Genomic DNA, 16203 nt, shown 5'->3' on the forward strand with positions numbered 1-16203 from the left:
ATGACAGAGACAGAATCAGCGATTCTGGCGCACGCCCGGCGATGTGCGCCAGCGGAGTCGTGCGGCTTCGTGGTGAGAACACCGGAGGGGGAAAGATATTTTCCCTGCGTGAATATCTCCGGTGAGCCGGAGGAGTATTTCCGGATGTCGCCGGAGGACTGGCTGCGGGCAGAGATGCAGGGTGAGATTGTGGCGCTGGTCCACAGCCACCCCGGTGGTCTGCCCTGGCTGAGTGAGACCGACCGGCGGCTGCAGGTGCAGAGTGATTTGCCGTGGTGGCTGGTTTGCCGGGGGGCGATTCACAAGTTCCGCTGTGTGCCACATCTTTCCGGGCGGCGCTTTGAGCACGGGGTGACGGACTGTTACACGCTGTTCCGGGATGCTTACCATCTGGCGGGGATTGAGATGCCGGATTTTCATCGCGAGGATGACTGGTGGCGTAACGGTCAGAATCTCTATCTGGATAATCTGGAGGCCACAGGGCTGTATCAGGTGCCGTTGTCAGCGGCGCAGCCGGGCGATGTGCTGCTGTGCTGCTTTGGTTCATCGGTGCCGAATCATGCCGCAATTTACTGCGGCGACGGCGAGCTGCTGCACCATATTCCTGAACAACTGAGTAAACGAGAGAGGTATACCGACAAATGGCAGCGACGCACACACTCCCTCTGGCGTCACCGGGAATGGCACGCATCTGCCTTTACGGGGATTTGCAACGATTTGGCCGCCGCATCGACCTTCGTGTGAAAACGGGGGCTGAAGCCATCCGCGCACTGGCCACACAGCTCCCGGCGTTTCGTCAGAAACTGAGCGACGGCTGGTATCAGGTACGGATTGCCGGGCGGGACGTCAGCACGTCCGGATTAACGGCGCAGTTACATGAGACTCTGCCTGATGGCGCTGTGATTCATATTGTTCCCAGAGTCGCCGGGGCCAAGTCAGGTGGTGTATTCCAGATTGTCCTGGGAGCAGCCGCCATTGCCGGATCATTCTTTACCGCCGGAGCCACCCTTGCAGCATGGGGGGCAGCCATTGGTGCCGGTGGTATGACCGGCATTTTGTTTTCTCTCGGTGCCAGTATGGTGCTCGGTGGTGTGGCGCAGATGCTGGCACCGAAAGCCAGAACTCCCCGCACACAGACAACGGATAACGGTAAGCAGAACACCTATTTCTCCTCACTGGATAACATGGTTGCCCAGGGGAATGTTCTGCCCGTTCTGTACGGTGAAATGCGCGTGGGGTCACGCGTGATTTCTCAGGAGATCAGCACGGCAGACGAAGGGGATGGTGGTCAGGTTGTGGTGATTGGTCGCTGATGCAAAATGTTTTATGTGAAACCGCCTCCGGGCGGTTTTATCGTTTATGGATCATGACGAATGGGTAAAGGCAGCAGTAAGGGGCATACCCCGCGCGAAGCGAAGGACAACCTGAAATCATCCCAGATGCTGAGCGTGATAGACGCCATCAGTGAAGGGCCGGTTGAAGGTCCGGTGGACGGATTAAAAAGTGTGCTGCTGAACAGTACGCCAGTGCTGGACAGTGAGGGGAATACCAATATCTCCGGTGTCACGGTGGTGTTCCGGGCAGGTGAGCAGGAGCAGACACCGCCGGAGGGATTTGAATCCTCCGGCTCCGAGACGGTGCTGGGTACGGAAGTGAAATACGACACGCCGATTACCCGGACCATCACGTCGGCAAACATCGACCGTCTGCGCTTTACCTTCGGTGTGCAGGCACTGGTGGAAACCACCTCAAAGGGGGACCGGAATCTGTCGGAAGTTCGCCTGCTGGTTCAGATACAGCGTAATGGTGGCTGGGTGACGGAAAAAGACATCACCATTAAGGGCAAAACCACCTCACAGTATCTGGCCTCGGTGGTGGTGGATAACCTGCCGCCGCGCCCGTTTAATATCCGGATGCGCAGGATGACGCCGGACAGCACCACAGACCAGCTGCAGAACAAAACGCTCTGGTCGTCATACACCGAAATCATCGATGTGAAACAGTGCTACCCGAACACGGCACTGGTCGGCGTGCAGGTGGACTCGGAACAGTTCGGCAGTCAGCAGGTGAGCCGTAATTATCATCTTCGCGGGCGTATTCTGCAGGTGCCGTCGAATTATAACCCGCAGACGCGGCAATACAGCGGTATCTGGGACGGAACGTTTAAACCGGCATACAGCAACAACATGGCCTGGTGTCTGTGGGATATGCTGACCCATACGCGCTACGGCATGGGGAAACGTCTTGGTGCGGCGGATGTGGACAAATGGGCGCTGTATGTCATCGGACAGTATTGCGACCAGTCGGTGCCGGACGGTTTTGGCGGCACGGAGCCGCGCATCACCTGTAACGCTTACCTGACCACGCAGCGTAAGGCGTGGGATGTGCTCAGTGATTTCTGCTCGGCGATGCGCTGTATGCCGGTATGGAACGGGCAGACGCTGACGTTCGTGCAGGACCGACCATCAGATAAGGTGTGGACCTATAACCGCAGTAATGTGGTGATGCCGGATGATGGCGCGCCGTTCCGCTACAGCTTCAGCGCCCTGAAGGACCGCCATAATGCCGTTGAGGTGAACTGGATTGACCCGGACAACGGCTGGGAGACGGCGACAGAGCTTGTTGAAGATACGCAGGCCATTGCCCGTTACGGTCGTAATGTCACGAAGATGGATGCCTTTGGTTGTACCAGTCGGGGGCAGGCACACCGCGCCGGGCTGTGGCTGATTAAAACGGAACTGCTGGAAACGCAGACCGTGGACTTCAGCGTGGGTGCTGAAGGGCTTCGCCATGTACCGGGCGATGTCATTGAAATCTGCGATGATGACTATGCCGGTATCAGCACCGGTGGTCGTGTGCTGGCGGTGAACAGCCAGACCCGGACGCTGACGCTCGACCGTGAAATCACGCTGCCATCCTCCGGTACCACGCTGATAAGCCTGGTTGACGGAAGTGGCAATCCGGTCAGCGTGGAGGTTCAGTCCGTCACCGACGGCGTGAAGGTAAAAGTGAGCCGTGTTCCTGACGGTGTTGCTGAATACAGCGTATGGGGGCTGAAGCTGCCGACGCTGCGCCAGCGACTGTTCCGCTGCGTGAGTATCCGTGAGAACGACGACGGCACGTATGCCATCACCGCCGTGCAGCATGTGCCGGAAAAAGAGGCCATCGTGGATAACGGGGCGCACTTTGACGGCGAACAGAGTGGCACGGTGAATGGTGTCACGCCGCCAGCGGTGCAGCACCTGACCGCAGAAGTCACTGCAGACAGCGGGGAATATCAGGTGCTGGCGCGCTGGGATACGCCGAAGGTGGTGAAGGGTGTGAGCTTTATGCTTCGCCTGACCGTGGCAGCGGATGACGGCAGTGAGCGGCTGGTCAGCACGGCCCGGACGACGGAAACCACATACCGCTTCAGGCAGCTGGCGCTGGGAAGCTACAGGCTGACAGTCCGGGCGGCAAATGCCTGGGGGCAGCAGGGCGATCCTGCATCGGTATCGTTCCGGATTGCCGCACCGGCAGCGCCGTCGCGGATTGAGCTGACGCCGGGCTATTTTCAGATAACCGCCACGCCCCATCTTGCCGTTTATGATCCGACGGTACAGTTTGAGTTCTGGTTCTCGGAAAAGCGGATTGCGGATATCAGGCAGGTTGAAACCACAGCCCGCTATCTTGGCACGGCGCTGTACTGGATAGCTGCCAGTATCAATATCAAACCGGGCCATGATTATTATTTTTACATCCGCAGTGTGAACACCGTTGGCAAATCGGCATTTGTGGAGGCTGTTGGCCAGCCGAGTGATGATGCATCCGGCTATCTGGATTTTTTCAAAGGCGAGATAGGGAAAAGCCATCTGGCTCAGGAGCTGTGGACGCAGATTGATAACGGTCAGCTTGCGCCTGACCTGGCTGAAATCAGGACGTCCATTACGGATGTCAGCAATGAAATCACGCAGACCGTCAATAAGAAACTGGAAGACCAGAGTGCGGCAATTCAGCAGATACAGAAGGTTCAGGTTGATACAAATAATAACCTGAACAGCATGTGGGCTGTGAAGCTGCAGCAGATGCAGGACGGACGCCTTTATATCGCGGGTATTGGTGCCGGTATTGAGAACACCCCTGACGGCATGCAGAGTCAGGTGCTGCTGGCGGCGGACAGGATTGCGATGGTTAATCCTGCGAATGGCAACACAAAGCCGATGTTTGTTGGTCAGGGCGATCAGATATTCATGAACGAAGTGTTCCTGAAATATCTGACGGCTCCCACCATTACCAGCGGCGGTAATCCTCCGGCATTTTCCCTGACACCGGACGGGCGGCTGACGGCGAAAAATGCCGATATCAGCGGTAACGTGAATGCGAACTCCGGGACGCTCAACAACGTCACGATTAACGAGAACTGCCGGATTCTGGGAAAACTGTCCGCGAACCAGATTGAAGGCGATCTCGTTAAAACAGTGGGTAAAGCTTTCCCCCGGGACTCCCGTGCACCGGAACGGTGGCCATCAGGGACCATTACCGTCAGGATTTATGACGATCAGCCGTTTGACCGACAGATTGTTATTCCGGCGGTGGCATTCAGCGGCGCTAAGCATGAGAGAGAGCATACTGATATTTACTCCTCATGCCGTCTGATAGTGCGGAAAAACGGTGCTGAAATTTATAACCGTACCGCGCTGGATAATACGCTGATTTACAGTGGCGTTATTGATATGCCTGCCGGTCACGGTCACATGACGCTGGAGTTTTCGGTGTCAGCATGGCTGGTAAATAACTGGTATCCCACAGCAAGTATCAGCGATTTGCTGGTTGTGGTGATGAAGAAAGCCACCGCAGGCATCAGTATCAGCTGAATTTTATAGCCCCAATACGGGCGTCAGAAATGACGCCTTTTTTATTGCAGAAAAGCGAGAGGTAATTATGCGTAAATTATGTGCTGTTATTCTGTCCGCAGTAGTCTGGCTGGTTGCCGCTGGTACGCCAGCGAGCGCAGCAGAGCATCAGTCCACACTAAGCGCCGGGTATCTTCAGACCCATACTGATATGCCAGGCAGTGATGACCTGAAGGGCATTAACGTGAAATACCGTTATGAATTTACGGACACGCTGGGGCTGGTGACGTCATTCAGTTATGCCAATGCCAAAGATGAGCAAAAAACGCATTACAGCGATACCCGCTGGCATGAAGATTCAGTGCGTAACCGCTGGTTCAGCATGATGGCGGGGCCATCTGTACGCGTGAATGAATGGTTCAGTGCTTATGCGATGGCAGGTGTGGCTTACAGCCGTGTTTCGACGTTCTCCGGGGATTATCTCCGCGTAACTGACAACAAGGGGAAAACGCACGATGTGCTGACCGGAAGTGATGACGATCGCCACAGCAACACGTCTCTGGCGTGGGGAGCTGGCGTGCAGTTTAACCCGACCGAATCCGTGGCCATTGATATTGCTTATGAAGGCTCCGGCAGTGGCGACTGGCGCACTGACGGTTTCATCGTGGGTGTCGGTTATAAGTTCTGATTAGCCAGGTAACACAGTGTTATGACAGCCCGCCGGTTCAGGCGGGCTTTTTTGTGGAGTGGATATGGCAGCAGTAAAAATCTCAGGTGTGCTGAAAGATGGTGCGGGAAAACCAATACAGAACTGCACTATTCAACTGAAGGCAAAGCGTAACAGCACCACGGTACTGGTGAACACGGTGGCTTCTGAAAATCCGGATGAAGCCGGACGTTACAGCATGGATGTTGAGTATGGCCAGTACAGCGTCACCCTGCTGGTTGAAGGTTTTCCGCCTTCACATGCCGGGACCATTACCGTCTATGAAGGCTCCAGACCAGGTACGCTGAATGATTTTCTCGGTGCCATGACGGAAGATGATGTCATGCCGGAGGCATTGCGTCGTTTTGAGGCAATGGTGGAAGAAGTGGCACGCAACGCCGAAGCCGCCTCTCAGAGCGCAGCGGCGGCAAAGAAATCCGAAACTGCAGCGGCATCATCAAAGAACGCGGCGAAAACCTCAGAAACGAATGCAGCTAATAGTGCACAGGCGGCAGCGACCTCGCAGACTGCATCGGCAAACTCCGCGACAGCAGCCAAAAAATCAGAAACCAACGCGAAAAATAGCGAGACAGCCGCAAAGACGAGCGAAACCAACGCAAAGTCCAGCCAGACGGCAGCGAAAACCAGCGAAACGAATGCCAAAGCCAGTGAAACTGCGGCAAAAAACAGCCAGGTTGCAGCAGCCCAAAGCGAGAGCGCGGCAGCCGGTTCTGCGACTTCAGCAGCTGGATCAGCAACTGCTGCGGCTAACAGCCAGAAAGCTGCGAAGACGAGTGAAACTAACGCAAAGTCCAGCCAGACGGCAGCGAAGACCAGCGAAACGAATGCCAAAGCCAGCGAAACTGCGGCGAAAAGCAGTCAGGATGCAGCAGCTGAAAGCGAGAGTGCCGCAGCTGGTTCTGCAAGTGCGGCGGCTTCTTCTGCCACTGCATCAGCCAACAGTCAAAAAGCTGCAAAAACCAGTGAAACCAACGCAAAGGCGAGCGAGACTGCGGCGACTAACTCGGCGAAAGCATCCGCTGCAAGCCAGATGGCTGCAAAAGCAAGTGAAGACGCAGCCAGAGAGTATGCAAGCCAGGCAGCAGAACCGTATAAATATGTCTTACAGCCACTGCCTGATGTGTGGATACCGTTTAACGATTCACTGGATATGATTACGGGCTTTTCGCCGTCATATAAAAAAATTGTTATTGGTGATGATGAAATAACGATGCCTGGCGACAAGGTTGTTAAGTTTAAACGCGCATCAACTGCCACATATATCAATAAATCAGGCGTATTTAGTGTTGCTAAAATTGATGAACCACGATTTGAAAAAGAAGGTTTATTGATTGAAGGACAGCGCACTAACTATTTTGTTAAATCCAATACCCCCGCTGAATGGACGAGTACCAGCAATATCGATAAAACTAATAATGGTGTTGATGAATTTGGTTTTTCATATGCCAAAATGCGAACAAAAGATAATATGACAGGACAATCATCTGCACTTAGTCTGCATACATGCAGTGCATCCCGGGGGATTGATGTTAGTGGCGATAATAAGTATTGCACTGTTTCATGCAGGGTTAAAGCTCCTGATGGTCTTCGTTGTCGTTTGCGTTTTGAAAAATACGATGGGTCGGTTTATACATTTTTAGGAGATGCTTATTTAACTTTCGGAACTCTGATAATAGAAAAAACTGGCGGAGCAGCCAATAGAATAACAGCTACTGCAACTAAAGATCCGGTTACAGGGTGGATTTTCTATGAGGCAACTATAGAAGCTGTTGAAGGTGAAACCTTAATTGGCGCAATGATTCAGTATGCGCCGAAAAAAGGTGGTATAACTGAAGCGGGAGATTATATTTACCTTGCAACACCACAATTTGAAAACGGCGGATGTGCTTCATCTTTTGTTATTACGACAACTGCACCCGCAACCCGCTCCAGTGATATGGTGACGATCCCAACTGAAAATAATATCTATAATAGACCGCTTACGTGTCTTGTCGAGGTTAATAGAAATTGGGGCGATATTCCTCCTAATGTAGCACCGCGTATTTTTGATTTTTCTGGTGTACCACCTATTGAGTCAATTACATACGCTTTTAACACAACTGAGAAATATTACGGTCAGCTTTATATGCAAACTTATAAAGCGTCGACAAGTACTTACGTTTCTAGTGTGTTTGCTGGTCGAACTGATGTTCGAAAATTCATTGGTGGTTTTAATATTTATTCTGATGGTACTAAACGAGTAGTTTCTAACGGTGAGGCTACTAAAACTATGAAAACGGAGTGGACGGGCGTAAAAACACGGACCTTTATTCGAATTGGAGGTCAAGCCACATCGGGAACTCGTCATCTATTCGGCCATTTGAGAAATCTTCGTCTCTGGCATAAAGAATTAACTGATGCGCAAATGGGGGAGAGTATTAAATGAAAGATTTAACACTCAAATTTGCAGACAGGGCCGACTTTTCGGCCTTTATGGAGAGCATTGGCTATTATGATGACGAGTCGATGCAGGATGATATTCTTATTGACGTGATAGGTAATGTGTACAAAGAAACCGGAGAACTGACTGAAGATGGCGAGCCGGTATGTGTTAAGGAGGACGGATATTTTGTAAATGTGCGCATCATTAATGATTCGCAAATATCGTCATTATTCGATGAACACGCGGTTGCTGTTGAGCATCAACTCCGTAGCTGGATGTGAGGAAGAAAAATGGCTACATCGACAGTAATTCCTGATGACATCAAAACGCTAAAGGGAGATGTCAGTAAGGCAAAGGAAGATATTTCCTCAATTAACGTAAAAGTATCAACGCTTCAGACTGATATGGACAGTGCAAAGCAGGATATCAGTACCAGATACACAAAAACAGAAGTGGATAATAAGCTGAAAAACAAAGTGGAAGTGAACGATCTGGAAAGTGGTCGTTATGGCGGAGATTTTTACCCGCTGACTGGCCGTGAAGCGTTTTATTTATGGGGATTGGGCACAACTACAGCGGCGGCAAATCTTTATCTTAATCCTGACCCTGCAATTTCGTCTGTGCTGCGGTCAACATCGTCTATCCGCTATAAACATTCAGTAGAGACGATAGATTCAGAGCACGCCGATCTCATTTTCAGGATGCGCCCTGTGTGGTACAGGTCGCAATGCGAAAATGACAGGCGTGACTGGGGATTCTATGGATTGATTGCCGAGGAAGTAGGAGAAATTGCCCCTCAGTTTGTTCACTGGCGACCAGCCAACGAAGATGATGCACCGGAAACCATTTCCAGCAATGGCCTTGTTGCCGAAGGTGTAATGTACGAACGTCTGGTTGTTCCACTGATTCACCATATCCAGAAGCTGACTGAAAGAGTTGATGAACTTGAGTCAGAATTAAAGTTGTTATCCGTTTCCCGAAGCGATATCGGATAAAGGAGGCGTAATGGATATAACACCTTTCCTTCATGCACTTTGTGCTGTGGCTGCGCAGGTACTGGTTGGTCTTTTTACCGGAAACTGGGCTTACGGAGCGATAGCCGGTTGTACGTTCTTCATTGCGCGTGAACATACCCAGGCAGAATATCGCTGGATTGAAATGTTCGGGCATGGCAAGCGAATGAATATGCCGTGGTGGGGCGGTTTTGATCCGCGAGCTTGGGATGTGGCAAGCCTGATGGATTTTGCGGTGCCGGTGGTGGCGTGTCTGCTGGTCTGGCTGTTGGTTAATCGTGGGTGAAAAAAGGTGAGCTGTATATGCAACGGAGGAAGAAACCTCGTTGCGGGAAGCCTGGAAGAAGTATCGGGTGTTGCTGAACCGTGTTGATACGTCAACTGCACAGGATATTGAATGGCCAGCACTGCCGTAGGGTAAAACATATAAATTCTATAATTAGATGTATCTTTCCATTTACGGCAAGGAAGGGGGCTTGGAAGACGTAAGGCATCTCACACCGAGATTATTTTTTATATGTCAGGTGTCTGAAGTTTTGCTTTGGCTCTTAAAATGGTTTGCCGCGAGGTTTTGAATTCCCGGGCAATGGCACTTATACTTACACCTGACTTAATCCGTTCGAATACCACCTGTTTCTGTTCTTCATTTAACACAGGTGGTCGACCAAAACGTTTTCCTGCGCCCCGGGCTCTTACTATCCCGGAATGAGTGCGTTCAAGTAAAAGGTCTCGTTCAAATTCAGCGACTGCTGAAATTACTTGCATCATCATTTTTCCTGTTGGACTGGTCAGGTCAATGCCCCCCAATGCTAAGCAATGCACTCTGATACCTGTTTCGGTCAGTTGTTCCACTGTTTTCCTGATATCCATTGCATTACAACCAAGGCGATCCAGTTTTGTCACAATCAATTGATCACCACATTTCAGGCGAGCAAGCAACCGGTTAAAACCAGGACGCTCACTGGTTGCTGCTGAGCCGCTAATGTGTTCTTCGATTATTTGCTGAGGTTTGATTTTAAAACCTGCACTTTCGATTTCCCGGCGTTGATTTTCGGTGGTCTGATCCAGCGTTGATATCCGACAGTAAGCAAAAATTCGAGACATAGTGAGACTCTATACGAAATTGGTGTTCATATCATAATGCATCTCAGAAAATAATTTTGATTATTTTTGTGCATGTTTGTATGTACACGTTCGAAAATAAACGAATGCGTATGCAACCCCGTAATTTTGGTGAGACCCAAAATCGATTTTGTGAAAAATGGCTTTAACTCGGTTTGTTTTTCGAGTTCCGGGCGGACTCAAGGAAGAAGAATAGTGTTGCGTGTTATTTTAACCAGATTTCAAGTTGTTTGGTCGTGGAAAAGTGGAGCAAAATGTTGTTAAAGTGGAAAAATGATAAAAAAGTAAGTTTATTATATTACATTTTACCATTTAAATTTTGGTTGTCTTTAAGAACTGATATCGCTGTTTGTAATAATTCTTTGTTATCCAGCCATGATTTTTTCTTTATGTTTCCTTCAATGTAATCAAGCAATGTTCTGGTATTGATAGGTCTTCCCTGTTTTGCTACTTCCACTACAGCATCCCCTAGGATAATTCTGACTTCAGGAAGCTGCGCAGGGAACCACTTTAGGGTGTCTTTTGATTTCATGAATATATTCCTTAAAATATTATTGATTTTCATTGCGATATTGTATGTCTGATTCAGGATATGTTGACTTATACATCGGTTTTGTCTGGGTTATTGGATATGCCAATCCCTAATTTTATTAGAGCATGACTAAAAATGCTGAATATGATAAGGAGCGAAGTGATTATCAGTATGCTGTTCATATAGCCTCGAATTAGTAATGTGTTATATATGATATAGTTGACAATTTTTATCCTGGGTGTTCTTAAAGTTCGTAGATAAACATTGTCGTTTCAGGTATACAGGAATGCTAACAGATGGCGGCAAAAATCAGGCGGTTTATGGCGCAAGCTGAAGTGGCAACTGCAAACTATCTTATGCAGAGACTCTACACGGATTGGGTTTAAAAGTATACATAGATAACAGTTTTTATCTGAAGAAGAAAAATATCAAGGTGATATAGCCTATATGCCTTTGATGCGGAGGAATGAATGTGATGGGAGTGATGTATCTGAATAGTTGAAAAACCGCAGACACGCCTTATGCAAGAACGTGCTGCGGTTGGCTGGTAAATTTTTCGATAGTGCGAGTATTGAATGATTTCCAGCCGTTATTGATTTTACGCGTAACTCCATGAAAAAACTACTTATCTGTTGAGGAGTTTTTTTGGGGCATATATGGGACAGAAATAGGCCCCAGATAGACACTGAGATCGAACTTAGGATGCTTTTTAAAAAATGCAACTATCTGAAAAAACCTAGAAAACGCCAAGGAAACCACAGGATGGGAAAAAACACCTGTGAATTATGGATTTTCAGTTATACTCGCTCGGTGCAGCGTTAGTATTCCATGAAATATTTTTTCCGGAATCATCAACCGCAATGGCGTTAATTCTGGCAATGGGAACCTACGGTGCTGGTTATGTTGCACGTATTGTCGGAGCATTTATTTTCGGCAAAATGGGCGACAGAATAGGGCGTAAAAAAGTGCTCTTTATTACCATCACCATGATGGGGATCTGTACTACCTTAATTGGTGTGTTGCCGACCTATGCGCAGATTGGTGTTTTTGCGCCAATATTGCTGGTGACGCTGCGTATTATTCAGGGGCTGGGGGCAGGTGCTGAAATTTCCGGTGCTGGTACGATGCTGGCGGAATATGCGCCGAAAGGTAAACGCGGCATTATCTCCTCATTCGTTGCAATGGGAACGAACTGCGGTACGTTGAGCGCAACGGCAATCTGGGCCTTTATGTTCTTTATTCTTAGTAAAGAAGAACTGCTGGCATGGGGATGGCGTATACCGTTCCTGGCGAGCGTTGTCGTGATGGTCTTTGCTATCTGGTTGCGTATGAACCTGAAAGAAAGCCCTGTCTTTGAGAAGGTTAACGACAGCAACCAACCTACAGCAAAACCTGCACCTGCTGGTAGCATGTTCCAGAGCAAATCTTTTTGGTTGGCAACGGGTCTGCGTTTTGGACAGGCAGGAAACTCAGGTCTGATTCAAACCTTCCTTGCTGGTTATTTAGTGCAAACTTTGCTGTTCAATAAAGCAATTCCCACAGATGCATTAATGATCAGTTCTATTATCGGTTTTATGACGATTCCTTTCCTCGGTTGGTTATCTGATAAAATTGGCCGTCGTATTCCTTACATCATTATGAATACTTCAGCTATTGTACTGGCGTGGCCAATGCTTTCTATCATTGTAGATAAAAGCTATGCACCGGGCACCATCATGGTTGCTCTCATTGTGATTCACAACTGCGCGGTGTTGGGATTATTTGCCCTGGAAAACATTACCATGGCAGAGATGTTCGGCTGTAAAAACCGCTTTACCCGAATGGCAATATCTAAAGAAATTGGTGGTCTTATCGCTTCAGGTTTTGGTCCTATTCTGGCCGGTATTTTCTGTACCATGACCGGATCCTGGTATCCGATTGCAATAATGATTATGGCTTATTCCGTCATCGGCTTAATTTCCGCGCTGAAAATGCCAGAAGTTAAAGACCGCGATTTGAGTGCGCTGGAAGATGCTGCAGAAGATCAACCGCGCGTTGTAAGAGCTGCGCAACCTTCAACAAGTCTGTAAATCCAGAATCCCTTCTCTTAGTGAGGAGGGATTTTTTTATTCATATAACAAACCATTCAGCTTGCCATATTGAAATTAAAGGAATTTTCATGGGAAATAATTTGTTATCAGCCAAAACGACACTCCCTGTTTATGATCGTAATAACCTGGCGCCCAAAATTGTTCATTTAGGGTTTGGTGCATTTCATCGCGCGCATCAGGGCGTGTATGCCGATATCCTGGCAGCCCAGCATCACAGCGATTGGGGCTACTATGAAATGAACCTGATTGGCGGTGAACAGCAAATCATCGATCTAAAACAGCAAGATAATCTCTATACCGTTGCAGAAATGTCGGCTGATGCGTGGACCGCTCGCGTCGTCGGCGTCGTGAAAAAGGCGCTGCACGTACAAATAGATGGCTTAGAAGCCGTGCTGGCCGCGATGTGTGAACCGCAAATCGCAATTGTCTCTCTGACAATCACCGAAAAAGGGTATTTCCACTCTCCGGCGACCGGACAGTTAATGCTGGATCACCCGATGGTAGCTGCCGACTTGCAAAATCCCCACCAGCCGAAAACAGCAACAGGCGTGATTGTCGAGGCGCTGGCTCGCCGTAAAGCCGCAGGACTTCCAGCGTTTACCATCATGTCATGTGACAACATGCCAGAAAACGGTTACGTTATGCGTGACGTTGTCACTTCATATGCCAGGGCTGTAGATGTAAAACTGGCGCAATGGATAGAAGAAAACGTGACTTTTCCGTCGACAATGGTGGATCGCATTGTACCCGCAGTGACGGCAGAAACGCTGGACAAAATCGAACAACTTACCGGCGTGCGCGATCCGGCAGGCGTGGCCTGTGAGCCTTTCCGTCAGTGGGTTATTGAAGATAATTTTGTTGCCGGACGCCCTGAATGGGAAAAAGTCGGTGCTGAACTGGTCAGCGATGTACTGCCTTATGAAGAGATGAAACTGCGTATGCTCAACGGCAGCCATTCATTCCTGGCGTATCTGGGCTATCTGGCGGGATATCAGCACATTAACGACTGTATGGAAGATGAAAATTATCGTCATGCAGCACATGTCTTGATGTTGCAGGAACAGGCGCCCACGCTGAAAGTGCAGGGGGTGGATCTGCAAGATTATGCCGATCGACTGATTGAACGCTACAGTAACCCGGCTTTACGCCACCGGACCTGGCAGATTGCAATGGATGGTAGTCAGAAACTGCCGCAGCGGATGCTGGATTCAATTCGCTGGCATCTGGAACATGACAGCACGTTCGATCTGTTGGCGCTGGGTGTCGCTGGTTGGATGCGTTATGTTGGCGGTGTTGATGAACAGGGGAATCAGATTGAGATTAGCGATCCGTTACTACCGGTCATTCAAAAGGCTGTGCAAAGTAGCGCCGAAGGGAAAAAGCGTGTGCAGTCGTTGATGGCGATTAAGGCGATATTTGGCGATGATTTGCCGAACAATAGCTTGTTTGTTGCAAAGGTGACGGAAGCGTACTTGTCTTTATTAGCGCATGGCGCGAAAGCGACCGTAGCGAAATATATCGTGAAGTAAAAACAGCAATGCCGCCATCGGCGGCATTCACACGCTTAGTTCATGCCGAGACGAATCAGGTCCAGAGGCGCGAGTTTTTCATCACAACCTTCAACAACCACGGTTTTACCGCGACGGATTTGCTCTGCGGTCAGACCTTCAGTGTCAATCGACAGGATCTTGCCAGTGTGACCGGTGCCGCTAACCATAACACGGCTGCCAGTGGTGATTGCGTTACGGTTACGATCGTAGGTCGTCATAGGTGTTTTCTCCTTTCTGATTTACAGTCGAAGCCCACGTAACGGGCGCAATATAAATACTCCTGTCGAGTGAATATTTTTTTGTTTATGATCAAGTTCACATCTTTTTTGATGCTTGCATGAACCAGAAGAAGGGGATGGACTCTCACCCCGGATGGGATGAGAGGAAATGAATTACTCTTCGCTAAACCAGTCGCTATTTTCCTGGCGGATCAGCTGCACGGATTCACTTATTTCCTGCAAATGCAGAGTCATTGCTTTTTCTACCGCATCGCCATCATGTTTTTGTAGAGCAGTAAAAATATCCATGTGTTGACGTAATAACATATCGGGCGGCGATACGTGGTCAAAGCTCATATAGCGCACGCGGTCAACCGTTGCTTTCAGGTTTTCAATGGTGTCCCACGCAAGCTGACAGTCGGCAATCTGCGTCAGAATTTGATGGAAGTTATCATCCAACTCAAAAAAATCATCCAGCTGTTTGCGTTCAATGGCAATACGTTGTTGGTGGAGATTTTGCTCAAGCTGATAGCACTGGCTATCGGTAATCATGGTCGCCGCCCGGCGGGCAACGGCACACTCAATAGCCTGACGAATAAAACTACCATTGCGTACCTGAGTCATGGAAATTTTATTGACGTAGCTGCCACGCTGCGGGCGAATTTGAATCAGGCCGTTTTCTGCCAGTTTAATGAAGGCTTCACGAACCGGCTGGCGTGACACATTGAAACGAACAGAAACTTCTTTTTCCGACAACGGTGTGCCCGGAGGGATCAGGCAATGGACAATGTCGCGGCGAAGAATACGATAAATTTGCTGATTGACAGGTTGTGTGGGATTAAGTTGCGTTTCGACGGTCATTCGTTCTTGCTTGTGAGTGGGTTAACTGCGTGAGTCTACCACTTTTTTGTGACAAGCAATAACCCGGCGGTTAAGCCGGGTATAAAAATTAATGGCGATGGACATTCAGTCCGGCATAGCTTTGGGTAACCGGCATCATTTCCAGGGTGTTGATGTTGACGTGAGCAGGGAGTGTGGCAACCCACCAGACTGCTTCGCTGACATCTTCTGGCGTCAGCGCAACGGTGTTTTGATAGGTTTTCTCCGCTTTATCGTCGTCGCCTTTAAAGCGGACATTGGAAAACTCGGTGCCACCTACCAGACCTGGCTCGATGTCGGTGACACGCACTGCCGTACCATGCAGGTCAGTGCGCAGATTCAGGCTGAACTGACGAACAAACGCTTTTGTCGCGCCATAAACGTTACCACCAGCATATGGCCAGCTACCCGCCGTTGAGCCAATGTTAATAATATGACCATGATTACGCTCGACCATGCCAGGCAGGACAGCGCGGGTCATATACACCAGGCCTTTATTGTTGGTATCAATCATGGTTTCCCAGTCTTCAACGCTGGCTTTATGTGCAGGTTCCATACCCAGCGCCAGTCCAGCATTGTTTACCAGAATATCGATATTACGCCACTCGGCAGGAAGCGAAGTCAGCATCTCTTCAATGGCGGCGCGGTTGCGAACGTCCAGTTGGGCGATATACAAATTATCGCCCAGTTCGTCTTTTAACTCCTGCAACCGTTCCTGGCGACGGCCAGTGGCGATAACTTTATGCCCTTGTTGAATAAAACGACGCGTAATGCATTCACCAAAACCTGCCGTTGCTCCAGTTACTAAAACGATCATC

The 16203-nt window shown here is 49.4% G+C and carries 15 protein-coding genes and 2 pseudogenes; 11 read left to right on the forward strand and 6 right to left on the reverse strand.

The window, feature by feature from the left end; all coding sequences use genetic code 11:
• From WES_RS10665 to WES_RS0121400, 9 genes and pseudogenes are all read left to right on the forward strand, one after another.
• The gene (locus WES_RS10665) at positions 1-744 is read left to right on the forward strand and encodes a C40 family peptidase (protein WP_032147858.1); all 744 of its coding nucleotides are present in this window, start codon (positions 1-3) and stop codon (positions 742-744) included.
• Positions 741-1313, forward strand: a complete 573-nt coding sequence (locus WES_RS10660; protein ID WP_001306183.1) for a tail assembly protein — start codon at positions 741-743, stop codon at positions 1311-1313. The genes WES_RS10665 and WES_RS10660 overlap by 4 nt, the downstream gene beginning before the upstream one ends.
• A gap of 60 nt (positions 1314-1373) precedes the next feature.
• Positions 1374-4853, forward strand: a complete 3480-nt coding sequence (locus tag WES_RS10655) for a phage attachment tail tip protein J (RefSeq protein ID WP_016235202.1) — start codon at positions 1374-1376, stop codon at positions 4851-4853.
• Between the two features lie 67 nt (positions 4854-4920).
• A complete protein-coding gene (locus WES_RS10650) occupies positions 4921-5520 on the forward strand; it encodes an Ail/Lom family outer membrane beta-barrel protein (protein WP_001228252.1) in 600 nt (199 codons plus the stop codon).
• A 64-nt stretch (positions 5521-5584) separates the two neighbouring features.
• A complete protein-coding gene (locus WES_RS10645; RefSeq protein ID WP_016235203.1) occupies positions 5585-7984 on the forward strand; it encodes a prophage tail fiber N-terminal domain-containing protein in 2400 nt (799 codons plus the stop codon).
• The gene (locus WES_RS10640; RefSeq protein ID WP_000654154.1) at positions 7981-8262 is read left to right on the forward strand and encodes a hypothetical protein; all 282 of its coding nucleotides are present in this window, start codon (positions 7981-7983) and stop codon (positions 8260-8262) included. Before WES_RS10645 ends, WES_RS10640 begins: the two co-directional genes overlap by 4 nt.
• Positions 8263-8271: 9 nt before the next feature.
• Entirely contained in the window at positions 8272-8976 is a 705-nt protein-coding gene (locus tag WES_RS24375) for a tail fiber domain-containing protein (protein WP_000235967.1), read from the forward strand.
• Positions 8977-8986: 10 nt separating this feature from the next.
• Complete coding sequence (locus tag WES_RS10630) at positions 8987-9280, forward strand: hypothetical protein (protein ID WP_000355609.1); 294 nt, start codon at positions 8987-8989, stop codon at positions 9278-9280.
• A gap of 19 nt (positions 9281-9299) precedes the next feature.
• Positions 9300-9410 (forward strand): annotated as a pseudogene (locus WES_RS0121400) (tail fiber assembly protein); the annotation flags it as partial.
• A 97-nt stretch (positions 9411-9507) separates the two neighbouring features.
• On the opposite strand, the gene WES_RS10625 reads toward WES_RS0121400, so the two are convergent.
• From WES_RS10625 to WES_RS24040, 3 genes are all read right to left on the reverse strand, one after another.
• Positions 9508-10098: a recombinase family protein gene (locus WES_RS10625; protein ID WP_000086527.1), complete on the reverse strand. Its 591-nt coding sequence runs from the start codon at positions 10096-10098 to the stop codon at positions 9508-9510.
• Positions 10099-10414: 316 nt separating this feature from the next.
• The gene (ydfK, locus tag WES_RS10620) at positions 10415-10648 is read right to left on the reverse strand and encodes a cold shock protein YdfK (RefSeq protein WP_000836768.1); all 234 of its coding nucleotides are present in this window, start codon (positions 10646-10648) and stop codon (positions 10415-10417) included.
• A gap of 68 nt (positions 10649-10716) precedes the next feature.
• Complete coding sequence (locus WES_RS24040) at positions 10717-10830, reverse strand: YnaM/YnfT family protein (RefSeq protein ID WP_120795384.1); 114 nt, start codon at positions 10828-10830, stop codon at positions 10717-10719.
• 603 nt (positions 10831-11433) lie between these two features.
• On the opposite strand from WES_RS24040, the pseudogene ydfJ reads away from it, so the two are divergent.
• Both ydfJ and WES_RS10610 read left to right on the forward strand, forming a co-directional pair.
• Positions 11434-12717, forward strand: a pseudogene (gene ydfJ / locus WES_RS10615) (MHS family MFS transporter YdfJ); the annotation flags it as partial.
• Between the two features lie 89 nt (positions 12718-12806).
• Positions 12807-14267: a mannitol dehydrogenase family protein gene (locus WES_RS10610; RefSeq protein WP_016158246.1), complete on the forward strand. Its 1461-nt coding sequence runs from the start codon at positions 12807-12809 to the stop codon at positions 14265-14267.
• 35 nt (positions 14268-14302) lie between these two features.
• Here the strand turns inward: WES_RS10610 and ydfZ are convergent, their stop codons facing one another.
• The 3 genes from ydfZ to ydfG all read right to left on the reverse strand — a co-directional run bounded on the left by ydfZ (position 14303) and on the right by ydfG (position 16202).
• Positions 14303-14506 (reverse strand): putative selenium delivery protein YdfZ, encoded by a 204-nt coding sequence (gene ydfZ / locus WES_RS10605; RefSeq protein ID WP_000214710.1) that lies wholly within the window; start codon positions 14504-14506, stop codon positions 14303-14305.
• A 174-nt stretch (positions 14507-14680) separates the two neighbouring features.
• Positions 14681-15367 carry a DNA-binding transcriptional regulator rspR gene (gene rspR, locus WES_RS10600; RefSeq protein WP_000215571.1) on the reverse strand — a complete coding sequence of 229 codons (687 nt, stop codon included), beginning with the start codon at positions 15365-15367 and terminating at the stop codon, positions 14681-14683.
• An 88-nt stretch (positions 15368-15455) separates the two neighbouring features.
• Positions 15456-16202 carry a bifunctional NADP-dependent 3-hydroxy acid dehydrogenase/3-hydroxypropionate dehydrogenase YdfG gene (gene ydfG / locus WES_RS10595; protein ID WP_010346482.1) on the reverse strand — a complete coding sequence of 249 codons (747 nt, stop codon included), beginning with the start codon at positions 16200-16202 and terminating at the stop codon, positions 15456-15458.
• Position 16203: the final 1 nt, after the last annotated feature.

The organism is Escherichia sp. KTE31 (assembly GCF_000407925.1).
In the GTDB taxonomy this organism is placed as follows: domain Bacteria; phylum Pseudomonadota; class Gammaproteobacteria; order Enterobacterales; family Enterobacteriaceae; genus Escherichia; species Escherichia ruysiae.

Excerpts from the sequence above, each read along its gene's own strand:
- WES_RS10625 (WP_000086527.1), bottom strand. The coding sequence starts at position 10,098 with ATGTCTCGAATTTTTGCTTACTGTCGGATATCAACGCTGGATCAGACC.
- WES_RS10630 (WP_000355609.1), top strand. The coding sequence starts at position 8,987 with ATGGATATAACACCTTTCCTTCATGCACTTTGTGCTGTGGCTGCGCAG.
- WES_RS10645 (WP_016235203.1), top strand. The coding sequence starts at position 5,585 with ATGGCAGCAGTAAAAATCTCAGGTGTGCTGAAAGATGGTGCGGGAAAA.
- rspR (WP_000215571.1), bottom strand. The coding sequence starts at position 15,367 with ATGACCGTCGAAACGCAACTTAATCCCACACAACCTGTCAATCAGCAA.
- WES_RS10665 (WP_032147858.1), top strand. The coding sequence starts at position 1 with ATGACAGAGACAGAATCAGCGATTCTGGCGCACGCCCGGCGATGTGCG.
- WES_RS10650 (WP_001228252.1), top strand. The coding sequence starts at position 4,921 with ATGCGTAAATTATGTGCTGTTATTCTGTCCGCAGTAGTCTGGCTGGTT.
- WES_RS24375 (WP_000235967.1), top strand. The coding sequence starts at position 8,272 with ATGGCTACATCGACAGTAATTCCTGATGACATCAAAACGCTAAAGGGA.
- WES_RS24040 (WP_120795384.1), bottom strand. The coding sequence starts at position 10,830 with ATGAACAGCATACTGATAATCACTTCGCTCCTTATCATATTCAGCATT.
- WES_RS10640 (WP_000654154.1), top strand. The coding sequence starts at position 7,981 with ATGAAAGATTTAACACTCAAATTTGCAGACAGGGCCGACTTTTCGGCC.
- WES_RS10655 (WP_016235202.1), top strand. The coding sequence starts at position 1,374 with ATGGGTAAAGGCAGCAGTAAGGGGCATACCCCGCGCGAAGCGAAGGAC.
- ydfZ (WP_000214710.1), bottom strand. The coding sequence starts at position 14,506 with ATGACGACCTACGATCGTAACCGTAACGCAATCACCACTGGCAGCCGT.
- ydfG (WP_010346482.1), bottom strand. The coding sequence starts at position 16,202 with ATGATCGTTTTAGTAACTGGAGCAACGGCAGGTTTTGGTGAATGCATT.
- ydfK (WP_000836768.1), bottom strand. The coding sequence starts at position 10,648 with ATGAAATCAAAAGACACCCTAAAGTGGTTCCCTGCGCAGCTTCCTGAA.
- WES_RS10610 (WP_016158246.1), top strand. The coding sequence starts at position 12,807 with ATGGGAAATAATTTGTTATCAGCCAAAACGACACTCCCTGTTTATGAT.